We start from the raw sequence: 19627 nt of genomic DNA on the forward strand, positions 1-19627 counted from the left end.
ACCCCAGGAGCCATCATGTCGACCCCCACCGGAATGCTCTTCTCCCCCACCTACCTCCGCATCGACACCGTCCGCATCCTGCGGAACGTCTCCAACGTCATCTTCACCATTGGCCTGCCGGTGTTCATGTACTTGATCTTCTCGGCCGGCAACGCCATCGACGCCGAGATGCCCGGCGGCGACGGCAACTCGATGCTGGCCGTGCGCATGGCGGTCTACGGCGCCTGCACGGCGTGCGCCTCCATCGGCGCCCTGACGGCCTGGGAGCGGCAGCAGGGCTGGACCCGCCAGCTGCTGCTCACCCCGTTGAGCCCGCTCGGGTTCGCCCTGCAGAAGCTCGTCACGGCACTGGTGGTGGCACTGGTGCCCGTGGTCCTGGTGCTGGCCATCGCGGCCGCGACCGGCGCCGAGGCACCGCTGGGCAACTGGCTGCTGTGCGGCCTCATCGGCTGGCTGGGCGCGTCGCTCTTCGCGCTGTACGGCCTGCTGCTGGCGCTGGTGATCCGCTCCGATGCCTCCATCGGCATCGCGTCGGGCGGCATCGTGATCCTGGCCTTCCTGGGCAACGTGTTCATGCCGCTGGACGGCTGGCTGCTCACGCTGGCGCGGTTCACCCCGATGTTCGGCGTGGTCAACGCGGCCGAGCGCCCCATCACCGAGGGGTGGATCAGCGGCGGGGTGAACATCCCCGCCTGGCAGGCATGGGCGAACATGGGGGCATGGTTCCTGGTCCTGGCGGTGGCGTGCACCCTGGTCATGCGGCGCACGGGGCGGCGCGAGTGAGCGCCCCGGCGCCGGAGCGGTCCCCGGCCGCGTCGTCCGGCCCCGCCACACACCCCGCAGCCCCGGGCCCGCGACGGGACGACCCCTACTACCGGTGGTCGCTCGTCATCGCCATCGTCTTCATGGTCTTTCTGGCCTTCCCCCTGCTGGGCGCCGCGCAGGCCGATGCGGCACCGCTGGCCCGAGGGGTCACGGTCGCCGCCATCATCGCGTTCGCCGCGCTCTACCTGTGGGGCTACAGCGAGCGCCGCCCGTGGTGGGTGCTCGCGGGGATGCTCGCACTCATGGTGGTCACGGTCCCCGTGCTGGGCGTCGGGTCCTGCGGCCTCCTGCCGTACGTGGCCACGCACGCCGCGCTCGAGCTGCCCCGCCCGTCGCACTACGCGGCCACCGCCGCGGCGGCGCTGACCCCGCTGGTGGTGGCGCTGGTCGAACCATCGGCTGCAGTGTTCGCCCTCATCGCGGTCCCCGTCGGCGGCGGCATGCTCGCGGTCCGGCAGATGATCGACCGCGGTATCGAGCTGGGTGAGGTGGAGACGGCCCTTGCCATCACCGCCGAGCGCGAGCGGGTGGCCCGGGACGTGCACGACGTGCTGGGGCACTCGCTCACCGCCATCGTGCTGAAGGCCGACCTCGCCGAGCGCCTGGTGGGACGGGACGACGACCGGGCCCGCGACGAGATCTCGCAGGTGGCCGCACTGGCCCGCCGCGCGCTCAGCGAGGCCCGGTCGACCGTGGTCGGCCTGCGCTCCACCGACCTGGCCGATGAGGTGGAGCGTGCCCGGGACCTGGCCTCGAGCGGCGAGGTCTCCCTGACCGTGCACGGTGACCCCCAGGACGTGCCCCCGCGCCACCGTCCCGTCGCCGCCTGGATCCTGCGCGAGGCGGTCACGAACGTCAGCCGGCACGCCCGGGCCTCGAGGGTGGACGTCACCCTGGCGCCCGATCGCCTGGTGGTCAGCGACGACGGGCAGGGCCTGACCGGTGAGCCATCCGGCTCGGGGAGCGACGGAATCCGCGAGCGCGCCGCCGCTGCCGGGGGCGCCGTGGTGTGGGAGGACAACGCCCCGGGCACCCGCCTGGTGGTCACCCTGCCGACGGGAGCAGCAGCATGACCCGGATCCTCGTGGTGGACGACCAGGCGCTCGTGCGCGGGGCGCTGGCTGCCCTGCTCGACCTGGAGGACGACCTGCAAGTGGTCGGGCAGGTGGACAGCGGGCCCGCGGCGGTGGACTTCGTGCGCGACACCTCGGTGGACGTGGTGCTGCTCGACATCGAGATGCCCGGTGGGGGCGGCATCGACGCCCTGCCGGGCCTGCTCACCGCCCCCACGCCGCCGCGCGTGCTGGTGGTCACCACCTTCGGGCGGCCGGGCTACCTGCGCCGCGCGCTGGACGCCGGCGCGAGCGGGTTCGTGGTGAAGGACTGCCCGCCGGCCGAGCTCCTCGAGGCGGTCCGACGCACCGCAGCCGGGCTGCGCACGGTCGATGCCGACCTGGCCGCCGAGTCCGCGCTGGCGGGCCCGAACCCGCTGAGCCCCCGCGAGACGGACGTCCTGCGCCTGGCGGCCGCCGGCCAGGGGGTGGCGGAGATCGCCGGGGCACTGTTCCTCTCCCCGGGCACCGTGCGCAACCACCTCTCCTCGGCCATCGGCAAGACCGGGGCGCGCACCAGCGCCGGGGCCGCCACCACGGCCCGCGACAACGGCTGGTTGTAGCTCAGGGAAGGAAGGGCCGCAGCAGCTCCGGCACGGGGTGGTCCCCCGCGACGATGCCGTAGGGGCGGGCGCCGCTGGCCAGGTCCATCTCCAGACGCACCTGGGCGCGCTCCCACATCCGTCCCAGACGCTGCGGGCGGGGGATGCGAGGCGTCATGGCGCAGACACTAGGCGGTGGGGCGGCCATCCGCCGTCGGCCGACCGTCCGTGTCGTCCACCCCCTCCTCCACGTACTCGTTGGTGGCGTAGTCGAACTCCACCGGCTCACCCTCCTCGTCGGTGCGCTGGTACCAGGCGGTGTACTCCTCGGCGGTGGACTCGAAGTCCTTGCCCACCGACCACCGCTCGGCCTCGCCGTGGGCCGGCTCCACCGCGAGCTTGAAGTCGTCGCCGTACTCGGTCACGCCCTCGCGCACCGCGTTGTCCACCGCACGCTGCTGGAAGGCGCGACGGATCATCATCGGATCGGTCGAGAAGTCCCGCAGCAGGGCCACGCACATACCGATCATGACCACCGCGAAGGGGAGGGCGGAGACGGTCACCAGGTTCTGCAGCCCGGTGAGCGCCTTCTCGCCACCGATGAGCAGCATCACCGCGGCGATGCCGGCCATGCACAGGGCCCAGAAGACCGTCACCAGACGCTTGGGCTCCGGGTTGCCGCCCTGCGAGAGCTGGGAGTTCACCAGCGAGGCCGAGTCGGAGCTGGTGATGAAGAAGATGGCCAGCATGACGATCACCACGGGCGCCACGATGACCGCGCCCGGCAGCTGGTCGAGCACCGTGAAGAAGATGTCCTGCGGCGCCGGGAGGGTCTCCAGGGTGCCGTCGGGGGCGATGGCCTGGCTGTCGCGCTGGTGCCAGATGGCGGTGCCCCCCAGCATCGTGAAGGCCAGGATGATGATGGTGCCGGGGATGAACAGCACGCCCAGGATGAACTGGCGCACCGTGCGCCCCCGGGAGATCTTCGCGGTGAAGACGCCCACGAAGGGCGCCCACGACACCCACCAGGCCCAGTAGAAGGTGGTCCAGCTGCTCAGGAAGGACTGCATCTCCGGGCCGTCGGCCATGCTGGCCGAGAGCATCGCGGGCATCTGGTCGAAGTAGGTGACGAACACCGAGGGCACGATGTTCAGCAGGAAGACCGTCGGCCCCACCACGAAGAAGAAGGTGGCCAGCAACAGGGCCAGCACCAGGTTGATGTTGCTGAGCCAGCGGATGCCCTTGGCCAGGCCGGAGACGGCCGAGGCGATGGTGCCGATGGTCAGCACGACGATGATGATCATGGCCACCGTGTTGCCGCCGGACCCCCAGCCGGTCACGATCTCCACCCCGCTGGCGATCTGCAGGGCACCGATGCCCAGGGAGGCCGCCGTCCCGAACAGGGTGGCGATGATGGCCAGGATGTCGATGGCGCGGCCGGCCGCCGTCTGGTGCGGGTCCTTGCGGAACAGTGGGGCGAAGATCGAGCTCATGAGGGGCACCCGGCCACGCCGGTAGGAGGCGTAGGCCACGGCCAGCCCCACCAGCGCGTAGAAGGCCCACGCGTTGACTCCCCAGTGCAGCGCGGCCTGCGCCATGGCCTTGGGCACGGCGTCCGCACTGCCCGCCTCGGCCGAGCCGGGCCGCGGGGAGAGGAAGTAGCTCATGGGCTCGTACGGCCCGAAGAAGATGATGCCGATGCCGATGCCCGCACCGAACAGCATGGCCGTCCAGCTGGCCGTGGAGAACTCCGGCTCCTCGCCGTCCAGCCCCAGCGGGATGCGGCCGTAGGGGCTCAGGGCGATGCCCAGCAGGAAGAGCAGCAGCACGATGGCCAGCCCGTTGAACAGCCAGCCGAGGTTGGTCATGACCCAGGTGAGCATGGCCGTGGTCACCCGGGTGACCTGTGCGGCGTCCGCGAAGCCCCACGCGATGAAGGCCACGATGGCGGCGCCCGCCACGCCGAACACGATCCTGTCCAGACCGAAGCGCACCTTCTGGTCCTCCACCGAGACACCCGGCACGAGGGCCGGGTGGATGCTGTGGGGGTAGTTCACCTCGTGGATGAACCGGCGCGTGGGGGTGCGGTGGTTGCGGCCGTCGCGGTGCGAGCCGACCACCGCGTCACTGGGGCGGGGGTGCTCGCTGCGGGTGCCCTCGGGGCGGGAACTGGGCATGACGTCCTTCGGTCAGACGGCGGGGGGGAGTGCACCACCACGGTACGTGAGGTGCCACCCATCGACGGGGTGACGGACGCCACCAGCAGCCCCCGGAGCGGCCCCTCGGATTGGTCGGCCCCCTGCCCCCGTGCTAGGCAGTGCTGATGAACACTTCCCTCCAGCACCCCTCCACCCGCCTGAAGCGCGCATTGCACCTCTCGCTCCTGCCGCTGGCAGCCCTGGCGCTGAGCGCCTGCGGCGGTGAGGAGGAGACCCCCGCAGAGACCGAGAGCTCGGTCTCCAGCAGCACGCAGGAGCAGAACGAGGAGACCAGCGCCCCTGCGGAGGAGAGCGAGACCTCCGAGGACGCCAGCGCTCCCGCCGAGGAGACGAGCGCCCCGGCCGAGGAGACGAGCGCACCGGAGGACACCGCATCGGCCGGCGATGAGGAGACCGGCAACGACGCCGGCGAGGAGCCCACCACCGACCCCTCGTTGACCCGTGGCGGCGAGGGCCAGTCCGCCGAGCTGAACATCACCAGCTTCCAGGACCTCGAGGGCATTCACACCAAGGTGGACGAGCTCTCGGCCCAGGACGCCTGCGGATACCTGCAGGGCGCCATGGCCAACCCGGTCTCCCTGGAGACCCCGGCCACCGGCGCCCAGGGTGTGCAGGACCTGGCCAAGGTCGCGCCGCCGGAGGTCCGTGGCGCCATCCACGCACTGTCCACGGCGCTGGCGGGCGCCTCCGGTCCGTCCGACCCGAACCTGGGCACCCAGCTGGGGCAGGTGGAGGAGATCTGCATGTCGGCCGCCGGCTGAGCCACCCGCACCGCACGCGCCGCCTCACACGGAAGGGCCCCGACGAGCAGCTCAGCTCGTCGGGGCCCTCTCGTCTGCGCGCCGCCCGGCGCGGGGGTCAGGCCTGCTTGGGCAGGTAGGGCTTGAGGAGCTCCGGCACCGGGTGGTCACCGGCGAGGATCGCGTAGGGGCGGCCCTTGACGGCGACGTCGATCTGGAAGCGCATCTCGGCCTCCTCCCACATCCTGCCCAGGCGCATGTCCTGCAGGGGGAGCAGGTCGGTGTGGCTCCCCGGCAGGAGGGTGATCTCGCCCATCACGACGCCCTTGGTGGTGCCGTAGAGGTCCACGCGGACGAAGGGCAGGGGCACTGCGGCCGAGAGGGTGCGGGCGTGCTCCAGCATCTGCGGCAGCTGCGGGCTGAGGGCCACCTCCCGGACCGAGCGGATGGTGCGCATCTCCACATCGCGCCCCTCTCCGTCGAAGTACCGGAACTGCTGCGCGTCCTGCCACCCGGCGACGCCGCGGTGCAGGGGGGCACGGCGGGCGAAGCCGAACCCCACCTCACCGTAGAAGGCGAACATCTTGATGTCGCTGGGCAGTCCGGCCGCACCGTCCTCCGGCACCAGGAGCTCCTCGGCGAACCACGGACCGGTCAGCTTCGCGTCGGTCGTGAGGAGGCGGATCACCTCCGCCCCCGTGACGGGGCGACGGGTGTCGTCAGCCACCTCGAACTGGTCGGGCTTGCCGGGGACCCGCCGCAGGGGGTGCACACCACGGGACCCGGCCCCGCCGTTGGACTTCAGGACGAACTCGTCCGGCAGCCCGGAGAGGTCGATCTCCTCCGCCTTGCGCCAGACGGCGAGGATGGTGGGCGGCTGCACCCCGTGGCTCGCCGCCAGGGCGAAGTTCTGGAGCTTCTTGGGGATCTCCCGGCGCGGGTGGTTCTTGAGCCCCTGGTCCCCCAGCCGCTTGCGGTAGCGCCGGGCCTCCAGGAGGTGGGTCGCGAAGCTGCCGTAGCCCCGCGGGTCACCCGGGGTGGTACCGCTGGACACCTCGTGGCCGGCCTTCTTCAGGGCCTTCACGAGGTCGGGGGCGAACTCCACGCGTGGTGTGGTGCCGGCCGCGTCACGGGTGACCGTGCTGTTCTCCCCGAGGAGCGGCTCGCCACAGGGCAGCACCGCAGCGGGGGCCTTCGCGGGGGCAGGCGACTTCTCAGCGGGCGCAGCGGGCGCCGCCGACTTCGTGGCGGACTTCGCCGCCTTCTGGCTCTCGGCACGCAGGCGCGCCAGCTCCGCCTCGGCCGTCCTGGCCCGCTGCTCGGCGGCGCGGAGCGCCTCCTTGTGCTGGCGGGCGATGCCGCGCCACTCCTCGATCTTCTCGTCACGCCACTTGATGGCGGGGAGGTCACGCACGACTCGACGCATCATGGAGCGCATCCTAGGGCCACGAGCCCGGGGATCAGTCGACCCCGTGCACCGCCATCCACGAGGTGACCTGGCTGAGGTACTCGTCCTCGGTCCAGAAGGCCGGCTGCGAGTGGTCGGCGCCCGGGACCATCACCAGCTTCGACTGCACCCCCTGGGCCAGCAGTGCCTCGTGCATCTGCTGTGACTGGCTCGCCGGGGCGACGCAGTCGATGGTGCCGTGCAGCAGGAACATCGGCGGAGCCGCCGAGGTCACCTGGGCGACGGGCGACGCCTGCTCGACCTGGGCCTTGAGGGCGGGGTCCGTGGCGTCCTGCATGTAGATGTGGTCCTCGGCAGCCGTCTTGGGCGGGCAGGACAGGTCCTTGCGCTGGGCCTTGGCCGTCAGCGGGTCGTAGATGCCGTAGTAGCCGACCACCGCATCCACCGTGCCCGGGTGCTTGATGGCCTCGAACGCGGCGAGGTGGCCCCCGGCCGAGTCGCCGAACAGCCCCACACCCTCGCCGGCCCCCTTGCTGCGGGCCTCCGCCACGGCAGCGGTCACGCCGGCGTGCACGTCCTGCGGGGTGGCCGGCCACGGGCTCTCGTCAGCCTTGCGGTACTCCACCGAGGCGACCCACAGCCCCATCGACTCCAGACGCTTGACGAGGTTGTTCTTGCGGTTCTCCTCGTCCGCGAACGCCTCTGCCTTGCCGCCCACCCAGCCGCCGCCGTGGATCAGCACCACGACGTCCTTGCCCGGCTCGCCCGGCAGCATCATGTAGCGCTGTTCGGGTGCGGATCCGAAGGACACCCAGTCGCTCCAGCCCCCGGGCGCCGGGGAGCTCGGCTCGCTCGGCTCACTGGGCTCACTGGGCGAGGGGGTGGGCTCCGTCGCCGTCCCGCTGGGCGTGGGCGAGGGAGCCGGGTCCGATGCGGTGGGCGCCGGCTCCGTGGGGACGGGCGTCGGGTCCGTGGCACCCGGCGCCGGGGTGGTGGTCTCGGGCGCCGGTTCCGTGGGCTCGGGCCCCGGGGGCGCCACGGTGGCCGAGGGCGGTGCGGTGTCGGTGGGGGCCTCCTCGCTCGGCTCCGCGGGCACGGACGTCTCCCCGGCCTCGGGCGCGGACTCCGACGGCGTCCCGTCCGGCGCGGAGCTCGAGGGGTCGGGCGCCGAGCTCTCGGGGTCTTCGGTGCTGGGCGCTGCCGAGGTCTCGTGCGACGGGGTGCTGGGCGCACCGGTCGGCGCCTCCTGCCCCACCGTCGTGCTCTCGCTCGCTCCCCGGGTCTCCCCGGGGTCCTCCTCACCGCCGCAGGCAGCGAGGAACAGGCTGGCGCAGACGGCGAACGCGGTGGTGCTGGCTCGGCGGGGCGAACGGGTCATCGGTACCTCAGCAGGGTGTGGGGTCACGCACGCTCCGGCGCGCGCAGGGCGTCAACGGTAGCCGCCACGAGCGCCAGATCCAGCTGTCCGGGGGCGCTGGCGGCCCCCAGCCGTGCGAATGTGAGGAAGCTCCCACAGGCCGGCCCCACCAGGCGGGTGAGCCGCCCGGCCGGGCCCATGCCCAGCATCGCCACGGGACCTCCCTCGGGGGCGATGCGGGTGAGCACCGTCAGCAGCTCCAGCGCCCGGGCCTCGTCGGCGGGGGTGGTGGCGAGCTTCACCGCATCGGCCCCGGTGGCGCGCATCTCCCCCACCAGGGTGGACAACCCTTCCGGCGCGGGCTGGCCGTCCCAGTCGTGGTGGCTCACCAGGCTTCGGGCCCCGGCGGTGCGCACGGCCTGCAGCGCCGCGTCGCGCTCCGGGTGGTCGAACTCCACGTCCACCAGGTGCACCCCCGGCAGGCCGGCGACCTGCTCCACGAGCGTCAGGTACTCCCCGGGGTCGGCCTCGCCCCGTCCTCCCTGACCGCGGGTCCGGTAGGTCGCCAGCAGGGGCAGCCCACCCAGGGCGTCCACCAGCTGCGCGACCAGGGGGGCGATGCGGGGAGCGTCCCCCCGCGTGGCACCCGCACCGCTGGCGAGGTGGTCCAGCCGCCACTCCACCAGGTCCACCGGCTGACCGCGCAGTCGCGCGGCCTCCTGGAGGAGCTCCTCGGCGGTGGTGCCCACCAGGGGGACGGCCACGGCGGGGTGGCAGGCGCCGAACCTGCGGGAGCCCAGCTCGAGCAGGGCGGCAGGGTGGCCGGCCGGGTCCGGTGCCGAGGTCGGGGAGGTCATGGAGTCATTCTCCCGCCGTGGGCGATGCGGTGGACGGGGATGCCGCGGGCGCGGAGGACGGGGATGACGGCGACGTCGATGGCGCCGGCGAGGCCGGCGTGGACGGACGCTGCTGGGTCGGGGGCAGCACCACCGGGTCGGAGTGGTCGGCCAGGAAGTCCAGCACCTGCGGCAGCGTGCTCTCTGGGTCCACGAATGCCGGGCTGCCGTGACCCTCTCCGGGCAGGGTGATCAGCTCGTTCGGCACCCCGTGGGCGGTCAGGGCCTCCACCAGCTCACCGGCCTGCTCGTAGGGCACCACACAGTCCTCGGTGCCGTGCAGCACCATCATGGGCGGACTGTCGGGGCCCACCCGGTGCGCCGGGGACCAGTGGCGGGCGACGGCCAGCTGCTCCTCGGTGGTGGGCTGGGCACCGAACACGTTGGGCGCCCCCACGTTCATGGAGGGGCAGTTGCGCGCGTCGCGCTGCGCCTGCGAGGTGGTGAAGTCGTGCAGGCCGTAGTACGAGACCACGGCGTCCACCTGGGTGGGGTGGGTGGCTCCCTCCAGCGAGGCGAGGTGCCCGCCCGCGGAGTCACCCAGCATCGCCAGGGTCTCCCCCGCGCCCCGCTCGGTGGACCAGGCCACACCGGCCCGGGTGGCGCTGTGCACGTCGTGCGCCGTGGCGGGCCAGGGCGAGCGGTCGGCGAAGCGGTACTCCACGGCCACCACCCACCAACCCCGCTCATGCAGGCCGCGCGTGAGCGCGTGCATTGTGGCGTTGCTGTCCGTGTAGGTGCCCGCGCTGCCGGCGCGCCAGCTGCCGCCGTGCACCAGCACCGCCACCCCACCGCCTGGGTCGCCGGGGAGCACGCGGACGCGCTGTCGCTCCTCGGGGCCGTAGGGCAGCCACTCGCTCCACTCTGCAACGGCCCCGTCCTCGGCGGTGACCGGCGAGGGCGGCGGGGTCACACCGGGCACGCTCGCCGCCGACGGGCTCTGGCCGGCGCACCCGGCCAGACCCAGCCCCGCGAGCGCGAGGAGGGCGGTCAGGGCACGAGCTCGAATCACCGCGCGAGTGTCCCCCGCACGGACGGCTTCACGCCAACCGGTGAGAAATTCCTCATGCAGAACTCATGGTCACGGGCGAACGGATCCACTACAAAGGAGACATGATCAAGAACACCGGAAACCGTTCCCCCCTGACCCGCCTGATGAGCCTGGCCACCGTGCCGCTGGCCGTCGTGGCCCTCTCCGCGTGCGGTGGTGACGACTCCACCGGTGGCGATGACACCGAGACCTCGGTGACGACCACGGCCGAGGACACCGGCGGCGGCGACGACGCCGACGACCAGTCCGATGACGACAGCGACGACCAGTCCGACGATGACGCCGACGACGCCTCGGATGACGACAGCGACGACGCCGACGACCAGTCCGATGATGCCGACGACGCCTCGGATGACGCGGACGACCAGTCGGACGACGACGCTGACGACCAGTCCGATGACGCTGACGACGACAGCGACGACGACGCCAGCACCAGCTGACCCACGCACCACCTGAACGGCCCGGGGCACCCGCCCCGGGCCGTTCTGCGTCCCGCCACGCCGCCCCCGCAGCGGCAGATCCTCCGGCGCACCCCCGCCCCACGGGAAGACTTCCGGAGTCCGACACGACCTCTGAAATCCGCTCCACTTCAAGGAATCTGGGTGCCTCGCGCACCCTAGGCTCCTCGTATGGACAGCACGCCCCACCCCCTGCAGGCCACCGCGCACGGCCCGGCCATCGGCCTGGTCGGCCACGGCCGCATGGGGCAGGCCGTCCACCGCCTGGCGGCCGATGCCGGGTGCCGCGTCACCTGCATCGTCGCGCCCACCGCCGCCGCGGCCACCCACCGCAGCCTCGATGAGGTGACGCCCGCCCAGGCGCCCGACGTCTGGATCGACTTCTCGCACCCTTCCGCCATCTGGTCGCACCTGGAGGCCTACTCCCGCGGCACGGTGCCCGCCGTCATCGGCACCACCGGCTGGACCGACCGCCTGGACGAGGCGCACGACCTGTTCGCCAGCGCGAGCGCCCCCGCGGTCTGGGCCGGCAACTTCTCCGTGGGCGTCACGCTCCTGCTGCGCCTCGTGGAGCACGCCACCGCCCTGCTGGAGGGGGTGGGCGGCTACGACGTGGGCATCCACGAGGTGCACCACCGCCGCAAGGCCGACAGCCCCAGTGGCACCGCCCTGCACCTGGCCGAGGCCCTCGGCAGGGCCGACGACCTGCAGATCTCCTCCACCCGCATCGGCCACGTCCCCGGCACGCACACCGTCTGGTTCGACAGCCCGCAGGACACCCTCGAGCTCACCCACACCGCCCGCTCCCGCGACGGGTTCGCCGCCGGGGCCCTGCGCGCTGCCCGCTGGCTGACCCAGGAGCCCCCCGCCCCCGGGCTGTGGCGCTTCGACGACCTGCTGGCCGAGCGGTTGGCGACCACCCACCCCGGTGAGGGTCACCGCATCGGGACACCCACCCCGCACCCCACCCAGGAGGACGCATGACCCGCCCCACCCCTGCCCTCGACCTGCGGGGCGTGCACACCGCGCTGGTCACCCCCTTCACCGACGACGGCGCGGTGGACACCGAATCGCTCGGCGCGCTGATCGACGCGCAGGTGGAGGCCGGCATCAACGGCCTGGTGCCGTGCGGGACCACCGGGGAGAGCCCCACCCTCAGCCACCACGAGCACGACGGCGTGATCGCGTTCACCGTGAAGCGCGCCGCCGGACGGGTGCCCGTGATCGCCGGCACCGGGTCGAACTCCACCGAGGAGGCCGTGCAGCTCTCCCGCCACGCCGAGATGGCCGGCGCAGACGCCGTCCTCACGGTGAACCCGTACTACAACAAGCCCACGCAGAAGGGCCTGTACCTGCACTTCAAGGCGGTGGCCGATGCGGTGACGCTCCCCGTGGTGCTCTACAACATCGCCGGGCGCTCCGCGGTGAACCTGGAGACCGCCACCCTCGTGCGACTGGCGCAGGACTGCCCCAACATCGTGGCCGTCAAGGAGGCCAGCGGGTCGCTGGACCAGATGAAGGACGTGCTGGCCCGCGCGCCCCAGGGGTTCACGGTGCTGGCCGGGGACGACAACCTGGCGGTCGACCTCATCGGGCTCGGGGGGCACGGGGTCATCTCCGTGGCGTCCAACCTGCTGCCCGGGGCCATGACGCGGATGGTGCACACGGCCCTGGAGGGCGACCTGGGCACCGCCCGCACGTTGGAGGCCCAGCTCTCGGCGTTCTTCGCCGCCTGCTTCAGCGAGACCAACCCCATCCCCATCAAGACGGCGCTGGCCGAGTACGGGTGGTGCCGCGAGAGCTTCCGGCTGCCGCTGTGCACGCTCGAGGACGAGGGGCACCGCGAGCAGCTGCTCCGCGCCCTGGAGGCCGTCGACTGCCCGCGCGGCGCGCTGCTGCCCGCCTGAGAAGAGAGGACCCCCATGGCCCGCATCAACCCCACCTACCGCACCCTGTCCGCCGGGTACCTGTTCCCGGAGATCGCCCGCCGCGTGCGCGAGTACGAGCAGGCCCACCCCGGTGCGGTGGTGCACCGCCTGGGCATCGGCAACACCACCCAGCCGCTCACCCCCACCGTGGTGGCCGGGCTGCACCAACGGGTGGTGGCGCTGTCCACCGCTGCCGGGTACAGCGGGTACGGCGACGAGCAGGGCGAGGCCGCGCTGCGGGAGGCGATCGTGGCGCACTACGCGCGGCGTGGCGTGGAGCTGGACCCGGCCGAGGTCTTCGTCTCCGACGGTGCCAAGGCCGATGCGGCGAACCTCCAGGGGCTGTTCGCGCCGGACTCCGTGGTGGCCGTGCAGAACCCGGCGTACCCGGTGTACGTGGACTCCACCGTTGTCCACGGACGCACCGGGGCCGCGGACGAGGTGACCGGCGCGTACGAGGGCATCGTGATGCTGGAGGGGTCGTCCGAGAACGGGTGGCTGGCCCAGCCGCCCACGGACGGCACCACGGCCGACGTGGTCTACCTGTGCTCGCCGAACAACCCGACCGGAGCCGTGGCCACGCACGAGCAGCTGGCGGCCTGGGTGGCGTGGGCGCGGGAGCACCAGGCAGTGATCCTGTTCGATGCGGCGTACGCGGACTACATCACCGACGAGTCCCTGCCGCGCAGCATCTACGAGGTGCCCGGCGCCGCCGAGTGCGCCATCGAGCTGACGTCGCTCAGCAAGACCGCTGGGTTCACCGGGGTGCGGCTGGGCTGGTCGGTGGTGCCGCGGGCGCTGACGGTGGCCGACTCCGAGCCGGGTGAACTGCACCGCATGTGGAACCGGCGCCAGTCCACCTTCTTCAACGGGGCCAGCAACATCGCCCAGTCCGGGGCGGTGGCGGCGTTGTCCGATGCGGGGCGCGCCGAGTCCGCGGAGCTGGTGGCCGGGTACATGGCCAACGCGGCCACCATCCGGGAGGCGCTGGTCTCCATGGGGCTGGAGGTCACCGGCGGCGACAACGCCCCGTACCTGTGGGCGCGCTGCCCGGGAGGCCTGGGGTCGTGGGAGTTCTTCGACCGGCTGCTGGAGCAGGCGCAGGTGGTGGTGACCCCGGGCGTCGGGTTCGGTTCGGCGGGCGAGGGGTACGTGCGGTTCAGCGCGTTCGGCCAGTCCGAGGACATCGAGGCCGCGGTGGCCTCCCTGCGCGCGAACGCCGACGCCCTCCTCGCCCCGGCCCTCGCGGCCGCCTCCGCCTGACCAGTCCTCGTTACCCTTCCGTTCCTCCCCACCCCAGGAGTCGCCATGTCCCACCAGGACACCTCTCCCACCCGCCCCGATGCGGGGAGCCTCGCCTCCCGCGTCCACCCGGCCAAGCCGCTGCCCACCAGCCCCGAGCGGATGCTGGAGCTCGCCGCCGAGCTGCCCACCCCCTTCCACCTCTACGACGAGGCCGCGATCCGCGCCAACGCGCGTGCCTTCACCGAGGCGTTCGCGTGGGCGCCGGGCTTCACCAACCACTTCGCGGTGAAGGCCACGCCCACCCCGGCCATCGTCCGCGTGCTGTCCGAGGAGGGATTCGGCGCCGACTGCTCCTCCCTGCCGGAGCTCGAGCTGTGCGACCGCTTGGGCATCCGCGGCGAGCGCATCATGTTCACCTCCAACGACACCCCGGCGGAGGAGTTCGCCCGCGCCGTGGAGCTGGGCGCGGTGGTGAACCTCGACGACATCACCCACCTGGACGCGCTCGAGCAGGCCGCGGGCCGCCTGCCGGAGCTGGTCTGCTTCCGCTACAACCCGGGCGCCGAGCGCACCGGCAACGCGATCATCGGCGACCCGGTGCAGGCCAAGTACGGCGTGACCTCCGACCAGCTCATCGACGCCTACCGCCAGGCCCAGCGGCGCGGCGCCACCCGCTTCGCCCTGCACACGATGGTGGCCAGCAACGAGCTGGACGGCGACTACATCGTGCAGACCGCCCGCATGCTCTTCACGCTCGCTGCCCGCCTCAAGGACGAGCTCGACATCGCGCCGGAGTTCGCGAACCTCGGCGGCGGCATCGGCATCCCCTACGGCCTCGACGACCGGCCGATGGACCTGCAGCAGGTGAGCGACGGCATCCGCGCTGCCTACGACGAGATCGTGGTGCCCGCCGGGCTGGACGGTCTGGGCATCCGCTTCGAGTGCGGCCGCGTGATCACCGGACCGTACGGGTACCTCGTCTCCCGCGTGCGCCAGGTGACGCAGAAGTACAAGTCCTACGTGGGCCTCGATGCGTCCATGCACAACCTCATGCGCCCGGCCATGTACGGCTCGTACCACCACATCACCGTCCTCCCCGGGCCCGATGGGGACAGCGGGTCCGATGCGGTGAGCGTCACCCCGGGTGCCACGCACACCTACGACGTGACCGGCTCGCTCTGCGAGAACAACGACAAGTTCGCCATCGACCGTGAGCTACCCCAGGTGCACGCGGGCGACGTGGTCGTCCTGCACGACGCCGGCGCGCACGGCCACTCGATGGGCTTCAACTACAACGGCAAGCTGCGCTCCGCGGAGTACCTGCTGGGTGAGGACGGCCAGGCCCGGCAGATCCGCCGCGCGGAGACCATGGCCGACCTGTTCGCGACGGTGGACTGGGACGCCTGAGGGCCTGAGTTGGGCCCCGGAGCGACCGACCCCCCCAGATCACGAATCCCCCAAGACTTGGTCAAGATTCTGTATGGATCTGCTCCAGGTATTGCCAGACCCCACCGCCGGGCTGATGCTCATCCCAACGGCGGGGGTCATCAGGACACCAGCAAGAGTCGCGAGGAGCGGCGATGCGTTCAAGCAAGCACTTGATGTTCGCAGTACCAGCAGTCATTGCCATGGCTGGCGCACCCTTCCTGAACGGGGTGGGGAACTTCGGGGTCGACACGACCGGTAAGGACCCCTTCGTCAAGGGGACCGTCATCGGAATCGACGGCGAAGTACCCCAGCACTGAAGCGTCCTGGGTTTCGTTCCGACCTACTTCCTCAAGGAGAATCGGATCATGCCCCAGAAGTACAGCCCCGAGTTCAAGGCTCGTGCCCTGAAGCTCATCGAGGAACGCGTCCGTGCCGAGCAGTGCTCTGGCTGGGTTGCCTGCACCGCCGTCGGCGAAGCTCTCGGCGGGATCTCACCCCACACGCTGCGGAACTGGTGGAAGCAGGACCGCATCGACCAGGGTGAGGCTCCAGGGTTGAGCACCGCTGAGGCCGAGGAGATCACCAAGCTGCGCAGGGAGAACCTCGAGCTGCGACGGGCGAACGAGATCTTGCGCAAGGCCTCGGCTTTTTTCGCAGCGGAGCTCGACCGCCCCACGACGAGATGATCAGGTTCGTCGACGAGCACCGCGACCAGTTCGGGGTCGAGGCCATCTGCCGCACCCTCGGCGCGACAAAGTGTGGGTTCATCACCTCTCGTGGCTACCGGGCCGCGAAGACCCGGCCCGCGTCCGCGCGGGCGCTGCGAGATGATCTCCTACTCAAGGAGATCCGGCGGGTCCACGCGCAGAACTACAGCGTGTACGGGGTGCGCAAGATGCACCACGCGATGGTCCGGGCGGGCTGGGACATCGGCCGGGACCAGACAGCCCGGCTCATGAAAACCGCTGGGCTCGAAGGCGTCCGCCGTGGCCGTAAGCCGATCACCACCCGGCCAGCAGCCGCGTCGGATGCCCGCCCCGACCTCGTGGAACGTCGCTTCGCCGCACAGAGGCCGAACCAGCTCTGGGTCGCTGACATTACCTACGTGCGGATCCCGACCGGGTTCTGCTACGTCGCGTTCATCACCGACGTGCACTCCCGAAAGATCGTGGGGTGGGCGGTCTCGTCCAGCCTCCACACCGCAGGGTTGCCATTGCTGGCCCTGGAGCACGCGCTGATGAGCACCGGCGCAAGCCGGGGCCACAAGGGCTTGATCCACCACAGCGACAGGGGCTCTCAATACGTCAGTCTGGCCTACTCCGACGCGCTCATCACAGCCGGGGTGAGCGCCTCGGTGGGCACCGTGGGCGACTCCTATGACAACGCCCTCGCCGAGACCGTGAACGGCCTCTACAAGGCTGAACTCATCCACTCCAAGCGGCTCTGGGAGTCGACCGAGGCGGTCGAGCTGGCCACCATGGGGTGGGTCCACTGGTGGAACACGCAGCGTCTCCACGAGGCCCTCGGCTACGCCACCCCGACCGAGGTCGAGGCGGCCTACACTCGTGGCCACGACGTAGCGCCCGTTGCGTCCTGACCTCGGAACGAAACCCAGGGCGCTTCAGTCAGCCGACAGCTCACCAGCACCTTCAAGAAGTCGGACATGCAGGGCAACAAGCGCCAGTTGTTGAAGACCTACTGGAAGTACGGCAAGTACAACTACTGGAGCTGCAAGGACGGATACATCACCTCCAGCAAGGTCAAGGCCATCCACCGCCAGGGCGGTGCTTGGCACACCTACGGGTCCATCCCGGCGGCTTGGAAGTGTTACCCCTACAAGGCGGGTGATTCCGAGAAGATCGACCGCAACCACGCCACCCGATGGACCAACGGTGTGGACACCTCAGGCGCGATCGGCATCGATCTCGCCATCCGTAGTGGTCACTCCGCCACACAAACGCTCGAGACCCGCGTCAAGACCACCGACACCGACGGCCTACGGTTGTGTGGGCTGAACACGGGGCCGGCCGCCGACCCCCGTACATGGGTCATCCGTGGCTAAGCGACTTGTGGCCGCAGCGGCCGTCGTGGGGGCACTGCTCCTCACGGCGGCCGCCGTGTGGTGGATCTGGCTCCGCCCCTCTACCGCGCTGACCGCGCCCGAGGGCGGCGCTCGGACTTGTGGACCAGCCGGCGCTCCCCCCGAGAGCCTGAAGATGTTCGCCACACAAATCATCACCAACAGCGGAGACGACAGTGTGGAAATCACGGCGGTCACGTTTCCGACTACGTCCGGGGCCGAAGTGAAGGACTGGTTCCTGGTGGGACTGGATGAGTACATGTACGCCACGGGAGCCTCGCCCGACATTCCACCTGCCCCGGCAGGATCCGAACCCACCCTTCAACCCGGCGAAACCAAGCGCGTCGCAGTCGTCCTCAAGGTCACTGCTGACCACACCACCGAGGACCACCTGACCATCGACTACCTCGAGGGGTCCGGCCGCGAAGGCACTCTTACACCCGCCCGGACCCTCTGGCCCCGCCCCCACGGCCAAGCATGCTGAGGAACGAGCTGGTCGAACACAGATCCACACGACTTGTGGCCGCTGCGGCCGTCGTGGGGGCACTGCTCCTCACGGCGGCCGCCGTGTGGTGGATCTGGCTCCGTCCATCGACCGCGCTCGCTGCACTGAAGGGGGGTCGATGACGTGTGGCTCAGCAGGTGCATCGCCAGAGAGCCTCAGGATGTTTGCGACTCAGGTCATCACCAACGACGGAGAAGACAATGTGGAAATAACGTCGGTCACCTTCCCGGCTACGTCCGGAGCCGAAGTGACCGACTGGTTCCTGGTGGGACTGGACGAGTACATGTACGCGGCCGCGGCGTCGCCCAACATCCCACCCGCACCCGCCGGATCCACACCCACCCTTCAACCCGGTGAGACCAAGAGTGTCGCCGTCATCCTCAGGGTCACCAGTGACCACACCACCGAGGACCACCTCACCATCGACTACCGCGAGGAGGGTGGCCGCAAGGGCTCACTGACCCCCGCCCGCCGGTTGCACGCCATCCCCCATGGCCAGGAGTGCCCCTGATGCGCCGGGGCGGGCCACACTCCGCCCGCCCCGGCGCGTGCGGCCCTCAGGCCTGCGGCAGGTAGGGCCGCAGGTTCTCCGGCACCGGGTGCTCGCCAGCGATGTTCCGGAACGGCCGGCCGTTGCGGGCGAGGTCGATCTGCAGCCGCATCTCGGCCTCCTCCCACAGCCGGCCCATCCGCACGTCCTGCAGCGGCACGTAGTGCTGGTTGCCGCCGGGCACCAGGGTGAGCTCCCCCATCACGATGCCCTTGGTGGTGCCGTAGAGGTCCACGCGCACGAAGGGCAGCGGCACCGCGGCGGAGAGCACCTTGGCGGCCTCCAGCATCTGCGGCAGGTGGGGCGACACGGGGATGTCCAGGCGCGACCTCTCACTCTCCCCACCGCGCATCTCGATGTCCTGGCCGTTCTCGTCGAAGTACCGGAAGCCCAGTCGCGTGTGCCACCCGGCGGACCCTCGGTGCAACGGTGCCTGGCGGGCGAAGCCGTAGCCGATCTGACCGTAGAACGCGTAGATCTTGACGTCGCTGGGCAGAGCGGAGTCCCCCACGTCCGGCACCAGGAGCTCCTCGGCGAACCACGGCCCGGTGAGCATCTTGTCCGTCGTGAGGTTCGTGACCACCTCCACACCGGTGATGCGGCGGCGGGACTCGTCGGCGACCTCGTACAGGTCGGTCTCCCCGGGAACGCGCCGCAGCGGGTACACCCCGCGGCTGCCAGCGCCACCGTTGGACTTGATGACGAACGACTCCGGCAGAACGGAGAGGTCGATCTGGGCCGCCTGGGTCCAGATGGCGTGGATGACCGGTGCCTGCACCCCGTGACTGGCGGCCAGGGCGTGGTTCTGCAGCTTCAGGGGAATCTGGCTGCGGGGGTGGTTCTTCAGCTGCTGATCGGCCAGACGCCATCGGTAGCGACGGGCCTGGTAGAGCTGGCTGATGAAGCTGGGGTAGGCGCGCGGATCGGTCGGGGCGGCACCCACGGTGGGAGCGTGGCCCGCCTGCTGGATCGCCTTCACCTGGGCGTCCGTGAGCTCCACCCGCGGCATGCTGCCCTCGGCGTCCAGCGCCACGGTGGCGCCATCACCCGTGAGGGGGCCGGAGGGTTGCGCGGCAGCCTCACGCGGAGTGGCGGTCTTGGCGCCCTGCGCGTCGAGCTGGCCGCGGACGGTGGCGAGCTCCTTGCGGAGCCTGGTCACCTCATCGCGGCTCTCGCGGGCCTGTTCGCGCCATTGCAGGATCTTCTCGTCCCTCCACTTGAGGGGCGGCAGTTCTCGGACGACTCTGCGCAGCATCCCCCCAGCGTAGATGCGGACCCCCCAG

At 71.2% G+C, this 19627-nt stretch carries 20 protein-coding genes and 1 other annotated feature; of the genes, 13 read left to right on the plus strand and 7 right to left on the minus strand.

Features of this window, described 5'->3' with window-relative positions; all coding sequences use genetic code 11:
* Positions 1-15 precede the first annotated feature (15 nt).
* Genes ACEY2A_RS08950 through ACEY2A_RS08960 form a run of 3 tightly spaced genes read left to right on the plus strand, consistent with a single transcriptional unit; the run spans position 16 to position 2500 of the window.
* The gene (locus ACEY2A_RS08950; protein ID WP_374928258.1) at positions 16-783 is read left to right on the plus strand and encodes an ABC transporter permease; all 768 of its coding nucleotides are present in this window, start codon (positions 16-18) and stop codon (positions 781-783) included.
* Complete coding sequence (locus ACEY2A_RS08955) at positions 780-1898, plus strand: sensor histidine kinase (protein WP_374928259.1); 1119 nt, start codon at positions 780-782, stop codon at positions 1896-1898. Before ACEY2A_RS08950 ends, ACEY2A_RS08955 begins: the two co-directional genes overlap by 4 nt.
* On the plus strand, positions 1895-2500 hold the full coding sequence (locus ACEY2A_RS08960; protein WP_374928260.1) for a response regulator: 606 nt from the start codon (positions 1895-1897) through the stop codon (positions 2498-2500). The genes ACEY2A_RS08955 and ACEY2A_RS08960 overlap by 4 nt, the downstream gene beginning before the upstream one ends.
* Before the next feature lies 1 nt (position 2501).
* Here ACEY2A_RS08960 and ACEY2A_RS08965 read toward each other — a convergent pair whose 3' ends face one another.
* Both ACEY2A_RS08965 and ACEY2A_RS08970 read right to left on the minus strand, forming a co-directional pair.
* Positions 2502-2657 (minus strand): hypothetical protein, encoded by a 156-nt coding sequence (locus ACEY2A_RS08965; protein ID WP_159461873.1) that lies wholly within the window; start codon positions 2655-2657, stop codon positions 2502-2504.
* Positions 2658-2667: 10 nt separating this feature from the next.
* On the minus strand, positions 2668-4656 hold the full coding sequence (locus ACEY2A_RS08970) for a BCCT family transporter (protein ID WP_374928261.1): 1989 nt from the start codon (positions 4654-4656) through the stop codon (positions 2668-2670).
* Between the two features lie 146 nt (positions 4657-4802).
* On the opposite strand from ACEY2A_RS08970, the gene ACEY2A_RS08975 reads away from it, so the two are divergent.
* Complete coding sequence (locus ACEY2A_RS08975; RefSeq protein WP_374928262.1) at positions 4803-5459, plus strand: hypothetical protein; 657 nt, start codon at positions 4803-4805, stop codon at positions 5457-5459.
* 97 nt (positions 5460-5556) lie between these two features.
* Here the strand turns inward: ACEY2A_RS08975 and ACEY2A_RS08980 are convergent, their stop codons facing one another.
* Genes ACEY2A_RS08980 through ACEY2A_RS08995 form a run of 4 tightly spaced genes read right to left on the minus strand, consistent with a single transcriptional unit; the run spans position 5557 to position 10111 of the window.
* The gene (locus ACEY2A_RS08980) at positions 5557-6867 is read right to left on the minus strand and encodes an ATP-grasp fold amidoligase family protein (protein ID WP_374928263.1); all 1311 of its coding nucleotides are present in this window, start codon (positions 6865-6867) and stop codon (positions 5557-5559) included.
* Positions 6868-6898: 31 nt separating this feature from the next.
* Positions 6899-8224: an alpha/beta hydrolase fold domain-containing protein gene (locus ACEY2A_RS08985; protein ID WP_374928264.1), complete on the minus strand. Its 1326-nt coding sequence runs from the start codon at positions 8222-8224 to the stop codon at positions 6899-6901.
* Between the two features lie 23 nt (positions 8225-8247).
* Positions 8248-9060, minus strand: coding sequence for a type I 3-dehydroquinate dehydratase (locus ACEY2A_RS08990; protein ID WP_374928265.1), 813 nt, complete (start codon positions 9058-9060; stop codon positions 8248-8250).
* 4 nt (positions 9061-9064) lie between these two features.
* A complete protein-coding gene (locus tag ACEY2A_RS08995) occupies positions 9065-10111 on the minus strand; it encodes an alpha/beta hydrolase fold domain-containing protein (RefSeq protein ID WP_374928266.1) in 1047 nt (348 codons plus the stop codon).
* Between the two features lie 101 nt (positions 10112-10212).
* Between ACEY2A_RS08995 and ACEY2A_RS09000 the strand changes: the two genes are divergently transcribed.
* From ACEY2A_RS09000 to ACEY2A_RS09040, 9 genes are all read left to right on the plus strand, one after another.
* Positions 10213-10590, plus strand: coding sequence for a hypothetical protein (locus ACEY2A_RS09000; protein WP_374928267.1), 378 nt, complete (start codon positions 10213-10215; stop codon positions 10588-10590).
* A 189-nt stretch (positions 10591-10779) separates the two neighbouring features.
* Entirely contained in the window at positions 10780-11592 is an 813-nt protein-coding gene (locus ACEY2A_RS09005) for a 4-hydroxy-tetrahydrodipicolinate reductase (protein WP_374928268.1), read from the plus strand.
* Entirely contained in the window at positions 11589-12515 is a 927-nt protein-coding gene (gene dapA, locus ACEY2A_RS09010) for a 4-hydroxy-tetrahydrodipicolinate synthase (RefSeq protein WP_374928269.1), read from the plus strand. The genes ACEY2A_RS09005 and dapA overlap by 4 nt, the downstream gene beginning before the upstream one ends.
* A gap of 15 nt (positions 12516-12530) precedes the next feature.
* On the plus strand, positions 12531-13799 hold the full coding sequence (locus ACEY2A_RS09015) for an LL-diaminopimelate aminotransferase (protein WP_374928270.1): 1269 nt from the start codon (positions 12531-12533) through the stop codon (positions 13797-13799).
* 45 nt (positions 13800-13844) lie between these two features.
* A complete protein-coding gene (locus tag ACEY2A_RS09020) occupies positions 13845-15188 on the plus strand; it encodes a diaminopimelate decarboxylase (RefSeq protein WP_374928271.1) in 1344 nt (447 codons plus the stop codon).
* A 386-nt stretch (positions 15189-15574) separates the two neighbouring features.
* Positions 15575-16806 (plus strand): IS3 family transposase gene (locus ACEY2A_RS09025; protein WP_374928272.1). Its coding sequence is split into 2 segments (ribosomal slippage): positions 15575-15854 and positions 15854-16806, totalling 1233 coding nucleotides; the frame shifts between segments, so codons are not numbered across the junction.
* Positions 15853-15955 (plus strand) — a sequence feature (AL1L pseudoknot). It overlaps the preceding gene by 103 nt.
* 66 nt (positions 16807-16872) lie before the next feature.
* A complete protein-coding gene (locus ACEY2A_RS09030; RefSeq protein ID WP_374928273.1) occupies positions 16873-17271 on the plus strand; it encodes a hypothetical protein in 399 nt (132 codons plus the stop codon).
* 25 nt (positions 17272-17296) lie between these two features.
* Entirely contained in the window at positions 17297-17773 is a 477-nt protein-coding gene (locus ACEY2A_RS09035) for a hypothetical protein (RefSeq protein ID WP_374928274.1), read from the plus strand.
* A gap of 268 nt (positions 17774-18041) precedes the next feature.
* On the plus strand, positions 18042-18305 hold the full coding sequence (locus tag ACEY2A_RS09040; RefSeq protein ID WP_374928275.1) for a hypothetical protein: 264 nt from the start codon (positions 18042-18044) through the stop codon (positions 18303-18305).
* 46 nt (positions 18306-18351) lie between these two features.
* Here the strand turns inward: ACEY2A_RS09040 and ACEY2A_RS09045 are convergent, their stop codons facing one another.
* Entirely contained in the window at positions 18352-19599 is a 1248-nt protein-coding gene (locus tag ACEY2A_RS09045) for an ATP-grasp fold amidoligase family protein (protein WP_374928276.1), read from the minus strand.
* Positions 19600-19627 lie beyond the last annotated feature (28 nt).

The sequence above is a fragment of the Kytococcus sedentarius genome, assembly GCF_041937525.1.
GTDB lineage: Bacteria > Actinomycetota > Actinomycetes > Actinomycetales > Dermatophilaceae > Kytococcus > Kytococcus sedentarius_A.

Coding starts and splice junctions, on each gene's coding strand:
- ACEY2A_RS09005 (WP_374928268.1), top strand. CDS start 10,780: ATGGACAGCACGCCCCACCCCCTGCAGGCCACCGCGCACGGCCCGGCC.
- ACEY2A_RS09020 (WP_374928271.1), top strand. CDS start 13,845: ATGTCCCACCAGGACACCTCTCCCACCCGCCCCGATGCGGGGAGCCTC.
- ACEY2A_RS08970 (WP_374928261.1), bottom strand. CDS start 4,656: ATGCCCAGTTCCCGCCCCGAGGGCACCCGCAGCGAGCACCCCCGCCCC.
- ACEY2A_RS08980 (WP_374928263.1), bottom strand. CDS start 6,867: ATGATGCGTCGAGTCGTGCGTGACCTCCCCGCCATCAAGTGGCGTGAC.
- ACEY2A_RS08960 (WP_374928260.1), top strand. CDS start 1,895: ATGACCCGGATCCTCGTGGTGGACGACCAGGCGCTCGTGCGCGGGGCG.
- ACEY2A_RS08975 (WP_374928262.1), top strand. CDS start 4,803: ATGAACACTTCCCTCCAGCACCCCTCCACCCGCCTGAAGCGCGCATTG.
- ACEY2A_RS08990 (WP_374928265.1), bottom strand. CDS start 9,060: ATGACCTCCCCGACCTCGGCACCGGACCCGGCCGGCCACCCTGCCGCC.
- ACEY2A_RS08965 (WP_159461873.1), bottom strand. CDS start 2,657: ATGACGCCTCGCATCCCCCGCCCGCAGCGTCTGGGACGGATGTGGGAG.
- ACEY2A_RS09015 (WP_374928270.1), top strand. CDS start 12,531: ATGGCCCGCATCAACCCCACCTACCGCACCCTGTCCGCCGGGTACCTG.
- ACEY2A_RS08950 (WP_374928258.1), top strand. CDS start 16: ATGTCGACCCCCACCGGAATGCTCTTCTCCCCCACCTACCTCCGCATC.
- ACEY2A_RS09045 (WP_374928276.1), bottom strand. CDS start 19,599: ATGCTGCGCAGAGTCGTCCGAGAACTGCCGCCCCTCAAGTGGAGGGAC.
- ACEY2A_RS08985 (WP_374928264.1), bottom strand. CDS start 8,224: ATGACCCGTTCGCCCCGCCGAGCCAGCACCACCGCGTTCGCCGTCTGC.
- ACEY2A_RS09000 (WP_374928267.1), top strand. CDS start 10,213: ATGATCAAGAACACCGGAAACCGTTCCCCCCTGACCCGCCTGATGAGC.
- dapA (WP_374928269.1), top strand. CDS start 11,589: ATGACCCGCCCCACCCCTGCCCTCGACCTGCGGGGCGTGCACACCGCG.
- ACEY2A_RS09030 (WP_374928273.1), top strand. CDS start 16,873: ATGCAGGGCAACAAGCGCCAGTTGTTGAAGACCTACTGGAAGTACGGC.